At 41.0% G+C, this 6,609-nt stretch carries 5 protein-coding genes and 1 pseudogene; 5 read left to right on the top strand and 1 reads right to left on the bottom strand.

Annotated features, from left to right (window positions below; genetic code table 11):
• Positions 1 to 15: 15 nt before the first annotated feature.
• A pseudogene (locus tag ACNPNW_RS00895) lies at positions 16 to 763 on the bottom strand (IS5 family transposase).
• 326 nt (positions 764 to 1,089) lie between these two features.
• Between ACNPNW_RS00895 and ACNPNW_RS00890 the strand changes: the two are divergent.
• From ACNPNW_RS00890 to ACNPNW_RS00870, 5 genes are all read left to right on the top strand, one after another.
• Positions 1,090 to 2,145 (top strand): Rieske 2Fe-2S domain-containing protein, encoded by a 1,056-nt coding sequence (locus ACNPNW_RS00890; RefSeq protein ID WP_086044847.1) that lies wholly within the window; start codon positions 1,090 to 1,092, stop codon positions 2,143 to 2,145.
• 389 nt (positions 2,146 to 2,534) lie between these two features.
• On the top strand, positions 2,535 to 2,930 hold the full coding sequence (locus ACNPNW_RS00885) for a transposase family protein (protein ID WP_071850805.1): 396 nt from the start codon (positions 2,535 to 2,537) through the stop codon (positions 2,928 to 2,930).
• Positions 2,878 to 3,348, top strand: coding sequence for a transposase family protein (locus tag ACNPNW_RS00880; protein ID WP_086044848.1), 471 nt, complete (start codon positions 2,878 to 2,880; stop codon positions 3,346 to 3,348). The genes ACNPNW_RS00885 and ACNPNW_RS00880 overlap by 53 nt, the downstream gene beginning before the upstream one ends.
• Positions 3,349 to 3,781: 433 nt before the next feature.
• A complete protein-coding gene (locus ACNPNW_RS00875; protein WP_086044849.1) occupies positions 3,782 to 4,882 on the top strand; it encodes a BMP family ABC transporter substrate-binding protein in 1,101 nt (366 codons plus the stop codon).
• A gap of 120 nt (positions 4,883 to 5,002) precedes the next feature.
• A complete protein-coding gene (locus ACNPNW_RS00870) occupies positions 5,003 to 6,604 on the top strand; it encodes an ABC transporter ATP-binding protein (protein ID WP_448766397.1) in 1,602 nt (533 codons plus the stop codon).
• Positions 6,605 to 6,609 lie beyond the last annotated feature (5 nt).

The raw sequence follows: 6,609 nt of genomic DNA, 5'->3' as shown, positions 1-6,609 counted from the left end.
AACTAGGGCGTGTCATCAATTAATGGAGATGATTGTTGATGCTAAGTAGATCGCTGATAAGAAGTTTTGAGCCAATTTATCATAGCGTGTGGCAATAGCACGATACTGCTTGAGCTTGGCAAAAAAGTTCTCGATCAGATGTCTTGCCTTGTAGAGATGTCGGTCATAATCACGCTGATCAATAGAATTACTTTTCGCTGGCATCACAATTTGACCCTTCGCCGCTAAAATTGGAGCAATGACCCGATCCCTGGAGTTGTAGGCTTTATCCATAAGCCAGGTCTGGCTCAACGATAAGTCCAGCAACACATCTGAACCGTTTAAGTCATGGGCCTGCCCATCAGTGAGATAAAATCCTGTTGGGTTGCCTAAAGCATCAGTACGGGCATGAATTTTGGTGCTTAAGCCACCTTTACTGCGTCCAATCGCCTGATTTTTTTTTCCCAGCGCTGTGTTGATGAGCACGTACAATGGTGGAGTCTAACATGGCGTATTCATTATCACTGTCATGTGACAGCACTTCAAAGACCCTCTGCCACACACCTGTTTTAGCCCAACGGCTAAAACGAGTATGCACGACTCTAAAATCACCAAAGCGTTCTGGTAAGTCTCGCCACGGGATACCTGAACGATACCGATACAATACTGCTTCAACAAATAGTCGGTTGTCTTTGGCCGTTACTCCAACAGTACCCATTCGTCCAGGTAACAGATCTTTAATCTGTTCCCATTGATCATCTCTTAAGGCATAGCGTTTAGTCATAAAAGTATAATGGGGACAAGGTGGTTTTCCTCAAGGTAATTGATGACACGCCCTAGTCAAGCAAGTACCACCGTTTATTTATATCAATATTTGAGATAAACGTGTTTATGCGAGTTTTATGCCAAAGAAGGTAGCTTTAATCGGCAAGTACATTTGTACATGGTTGATGTGTTCTAATTTTAAGAATGAATAGTACGAATCATTCTAATAGACAGAATGACAATAAATTAAGTAATTTCAATCATAAGCAAAGCCAAAATTGCACAGTTCTGTACTGTTCAAGGCCTGTAAAAAGAGACCATCCACAGTAAGAATATAGGTTTGATATGAACGCCATTCCAGTCATCAATTTATTCAACAAACCCTGCTATAGCCAGTTTGATGATCAGGACTGGGAAATTCTGGCTCGTCACTGGTATCCGGTTGCACGGATTCAGGACGTTTCTACCCAACCGCAACAAGTAACCCTGCTTGATGTCAAACTTGCACTGTATAAAACAGACAGTGGTGCAATTCACCTGGTTCGTGATCTCTGTCCACACCGGGGCGTACCCTTAACCAAAGGCTGGGTTTCGGGTGAAAATCTGGTCTGTCCTTATCATGGCTTACACTACAATGGCCAGGGAAAATGTATCAAAATTCCTGCACAACCCGAGCTGACCAACATTTCTGAGCGCTTTTCTCTGACCAAATTTCCAGTAGTGCAAAAATATGGCTTGATCTGGACCAGTATTTTTGGCCGTGACGAAGCAAAAGCCAATTTTCCTGTTTTAGATACCTGGGAGATGCCAGATCATCAGGCAATTTTACCGCCGTTTGTGGATATTGGCGGCTCAAGTGGCCGTCAACTGGAAGGCTTTATTGATGTTGCACATTTTGCCTGGGTTCATCAGGGTTCTTTCGCAGATCCTGAAAATCAGGTAGTGCCCAAATATTCAACAGCACGGACCGAATATGGTTTACATACCGAATATGTCAGTGATGTCAGCAACTATCCGCATGGGATGCAAGATCTGGCGCCGGAAGGCTTTTTGTGGAAACGGGTATTTGATGTCTATCCACCGTTTTCTGCGGTGCTTACCGTACATTTCCCAGAACAGGGACAATTAAAAATTCTCAATGCTTGTTGTCCGGTCTCACACAATAAAACCCGTTTATTTGTGCCACTGACACGTAACTTCGATACCACAGGAGATTTACAGGCAGTATATGACTTCAATGCACAAATTTTTGCCGAAGATCAGGACATGGTGGAAAGCCAGAAACCTGAAGAATTACCGCTCGATATTTCCATGGAAGCACATTTTGAAGCGGATCGCTCTTCAACGACTTACCGTCGAATCTTAGCTGAGTGGGGATTAAGTAAACGTTATGTGGTCTAATATATTTTAAAATTAAAAAATATAGATTAAATTTTAAATAGAAACCCTATATTCTAATATAGTGGTTTTTATTTATATTATTTTTAAATAATAAAAATATTATTTATATTTCCTTATTCTTTGATTAAAAATGAGTAATATTGTTAAAATTTAGAAATTAAAATAAATCAATCTAGGCAAGCTTCGATTAGCGAGTTCCCACCTCCTTCAATGAGGAGAGAAAAGAATAATATCTTTAGAACATTACCCCCTCAGTACATTACAAGCTAAATTGAATTATAAAAAATATTAATATATTTTAATAGATCTCTTTCATAAATCAAAAAATGATCTTCTTTTTGGTTAATATTTGCACTCCTAATTTCTTGGCATTCGTGCATAATCTGCGGATGAAATACATCGATTCAAACAAGCTTTCTGATCCTCAGTTCAAGCGATACACGGGCATCTCATGGTCAACTTTCTATTTGATGGTTGAGCAATTGAAGAAACATGTTCCTGTCAAAGGCAGACCGCCCAAGTTAAGCCTGGAAGACCAGGTTCTGCTCTGTCTGAGCTATTGGCGGGAATACCGAACCTTATTTCACGTTGCAACGAGTTACGGGGTTTCAGAGCCCACAGCCTCAAGAATTGTCCGTCATGTTGAAGACTGCCTGATTCGGTCCAATCTTTTTAATTTACCGAAAGATTTACCCGAGGGCGAAGGCATTGACTGGAATGTTGTGATCGTGGATGCCACGGAAATTCCAATACAAAGGCCCAAAAAAACAGAAGAAAAGCTATAGCGGCAAGAAAAAGCCCCATACCTTTAAAGTACAGGCCATGATTCACTACAAGACTCAGCAAATTCTGAGTTTATGTAGCAGTCGCGGTGCAGTGCATGATTTCGAGTTGTTCAAACGCAATTTAAACCAGATTCCTTCAGGAGCCTTTGTTCTTGCGGATAAAGGTTATCAGGGGATTTATACTTTGTATCCCAATAGCCTGTTGCCCTTAAAAGCCAAAAGACGCTGTAAATTGGATCCTGAACTAAAAATCTATAATCAGGAAATCAATAAAAGAAGAATAGCAATTGAGCATGTATTTGGCAGTCTAAAAACTTTCAAGATCCTTGCGGAACGTTATCGCAATAGAGCTAAAAGACTCGGTTTGAGATTCAATCTAATTGCTGGAATTTATAACTTGGAGCTGAGTAAAAAATGATTTATGAAAGAGGTCTAATATTAGTAACTTATATAAAAAAAATTCCAATCCCTCAATGAAGCTCAATACATGGTTCTATCATTTTAATTTATCTTTGCTCATGAAAAATATGAAGCTTGGATTAAAAAAGGAATGCGCAAATTTAAGGCATTTTATTTTATCGCACCACTTATAAGCAAAAATAAAAAATAAATCCATTTTATAAATTAAATTCCCTATCAATCACAAAATAAGCTTTTATAAATTTAACATCATTACGCCTTAATTAAATTATAAAAACAAAAAACATTTTATTTTAAAACCCTATTTCTATTATTTTTATAAAAACTGGAATGCTTATTGCTAATTATATCTTGAACAGACTGAGCACATTTGCGTGAAGTCATTTTAAAGCATGTGTTGCATGACACAGAACAACCAAGAGCAGAATAGAATGAAAGAAAAAAATAGCTTGAAAACCGGATTGAAAAAATTGGTAGGGGTATTAATGGCAAGTGGTGTAATGGGCATGGCCGCTGTCGCCAATGTTCAGGCCCAAGATAAAGCCGCATTTGTTTATATTGGCCCAACCAGCGACCATGGCTGGACCTATTCTCACGATCAGGGCCGGATTAAGGCTGAAAAAACCCTCGCAGGAAAATATAAAACCTCTTATATCGAAAATGTCCCTGAAACAGCAGATGCCGAACGTGTGATCCGCAACCTGGCACAACAAGGCAATAAAGTCATTTTTGCGACTTCGTTTGGTTATATGAATGCAATGGAGAAAGTATCCAAGCAATTTCCCAATACAGTATTTATGCATGCAACCGGTTATAAGCAGGGGAAAAATTTAGGAGTGTATGATGTCCGTACCTATGAAGGCGCTTATATGCTGGGTGTGGTCGCAGGGCAAAAAACCAAAAATAATGTTTTGGGTGTAGTTGCGTCTTTTCCGATTCCTGAAGTCATCCGTAATATCAATGCCTATACCCTCGGTGCACAAAGTGTAAATCCAAAAATTAAAACCAAAGTCATTTGGGTGAATTCATGGTTTAACCCGGGCAAAGAGCGTGATGCAGCCTTGGCATTGATTGCTCAAGGTGCAGATGTGCTGATGCAAAATACCGATTCTCCGGCAGTGGTACAGGCGGCTGAACAAAAAGGTGTCTTTGCTTTTGGCTGGGACTCTGACATGAGCAAATTTGGCCCTAAAGCGCATCTTGCCGCATCGGTTTTACATTGGGAAAAAATTTACACCCCGGTAATGATGCAAGTCAGCAATAAAACCTGGAAACCAAGTGCAATGTGGTACGGCGTGAAACAAAAAGCAGTCGATATTGAAAGCTTTGGTCCTTCCGTGTCGGCAGCCTCTAAAGCAAAAGCACTCAGCGTACGTGACGGTATTTTAAAAGGCACATTGCATCCATTTACCGGCCCGATTCATAAACAGGATGGCACATTGGTCTTGGCAAAGGGCAAGCGCCTAGATGATGCGGCACTAAGCAAAATGAATTACTACGTGAAGGGCGTAGAGGGTTCATTACCGAAATAAAGCTTTGTCATTTTGCAATTCAAAAAACTTTAAATACTTTGATGTACTTTCCCGCATCCATCTGAATGCCTGCACGCTTCAGATGGATGCCGCACTGTCACAGCATTGAATAGGGCACTGATGATGACCTCTCAACACGATAGATCTGCTCATGCGCAAGAGTTGAACGCACGTTCTTCTTCAGGTGTACCGCGTTTACAGCTCATCAATATCTGTAAAAGTTACAATTCATTGAAAGCGAATGACCAGATACATTTAACCGTTCAACCTGGGCAAATTCATGCCATTTTGGGTGAAAATGGTGCTGGCAAAAGTACCCTGATGAAAATCATTTATGGGGCAACCAAGGCCAATCAAGGACAAATCCTCTGGAACGGTAAAGAAGTTCATATTGATAACCCGTCGATGGCAAGAAAACTCGGGATTGGCATGGTCTATCAGCATTTCTCTTTATTTGAAACCTTGACCGTGGTGGAAAATATTTTGCTGGGACTGGATGAAAAGATTCATTTAAAAGTCCTGAGCCAAAAAATTATTGAAGTTTCAGAACAATATGGTTTACCCATTGATCCACGCCGCGAAGTACATTCTTTATCGGTAGGTGAGCGGCAACGTGTCGAAATTATTCGCTGCCTTTTGCAAAATCCCGCTTTAATCATTTTAGATGAACCGACTTCAGTATTGACACCACAAGCGGTACGGCAACTGTTTAAAACTTTACGGTTATTGGCCTCCCAAGGCGTTTCAATTTTATATATCAGTCATAAATTACACGAGATCAAAGAACTTTGTGATGAAGCAACCATCTTGCGCAATGGCCGTGTGACCGGAAATGTCGATCCTAAAAAAAACAGCACCAGTGATTTAGCACGTTTAATGATTGGCCGTGATTTACCGACCTATCTACGCCCTGAATATACAGGTGAAAAACAGGTGCTATTCCAAGTCGAGAATCTGGCTTACCAGTCTGATGACCCATTTGGCGTGTCGCTGAAAAATATCAATTTAAATATTTGTGCCGGTGAAATTGTCGGTATTGCCGGGATTTCTGGCAATGGGCAAGCAGAATTACTGTCTTTATTGTCGGGTGAAAACAGCCTGAAACATGGCCGGATGGTTCTGGATCAAATCGATATTTCCCGATTCAGTCCTGGACAACGGCGTGACTTGGGCCTGGGCTTTGTCCCTGAAGAACGTTTGGGCCGAGGAGCAGTTCCGAACATGACACTGTCCCAGAATGCCTTACTGACTGCATTTCGGCAGAACCTGACGCAATGGGGATTAATCAAGTTTTTGCAATGTAAGCTTTTTGCCGAGCACTGTATTGAAAAATTCGGGGTGAAAGCCAGTGGTGCAGAGGCAGAAGCACGTTCCTTGTCCGGTGGAAATCTACAAAAATTTATTGTCGGCCGGGAAATTTTGCAAAACCCGAAATTCCTGATTGTGGCTCAACCGACCTGGGGCGTTGATGTGGGCGCGTCCATGTTTATCCGGCAAACCCTGATTGATCTCTCTCGACAAGGTGTTGCCATTTTGGTGATTTCAGAAGAATTAGAAGAGCTGTTTGAAATCAGTGATCGTCTCTGCGTGTTGGCCAATGGTGAACTATCTCCAGCGATACCTACTCATGAAACCAATACTGAAAATGTTGGAATCTTGATGTCAGGCATTCCAGGCCATGACACTGCGATCATAGTAGAGGAGCAGCAAGCTCATGCTTAATATAA

This window comes from Acinetobacter endophylla (assembly GCF_053543775.1).
This window is presented reverse-complemented; position numbering and strand designations above follow the sequence as displayed.

Excerpts from the sequence above, each read along its gene's own strand:
- ACNPNW_RS00880 (WP_086044848.1), top strand. The coding sequence starts at position 2,878 with ATGCCACGGAAATTCCAATACAAAGGCCCAAAAAAACAGAAGAAAAGC.
- ACNPNW_RS00890 (WP_086044847.1), top strand. The coding sequence starts at position 1,090 with ATGAACGCCATTCCAGTCATCAATTTATTCAACAAACCCTGCTATAGC.
- ACNPNW_RS00870 (WP_448766397.1), top strand. The coding sequence starts at position 5,003 with ATGATGACCTCTCAACACGATAGATCTGCTCATGCGCAAGAGTTGAAC.
- ACNPNW_RS00885 (WP_071850805.1), top strand. The coding sequence starts at position 2,535 with ATGAAATACATCGATTCAAACAAGCTTTCTGATCCTCAGTTCAAGCGA.
- ACNPNW_RS00875 (WP_086044849.1), top strand. The coding sequence starts at position 3,782 with ATGAAAGAAAAAAATAGCTTGAAAACCGGATTGAAAAAATTGGTAGGG.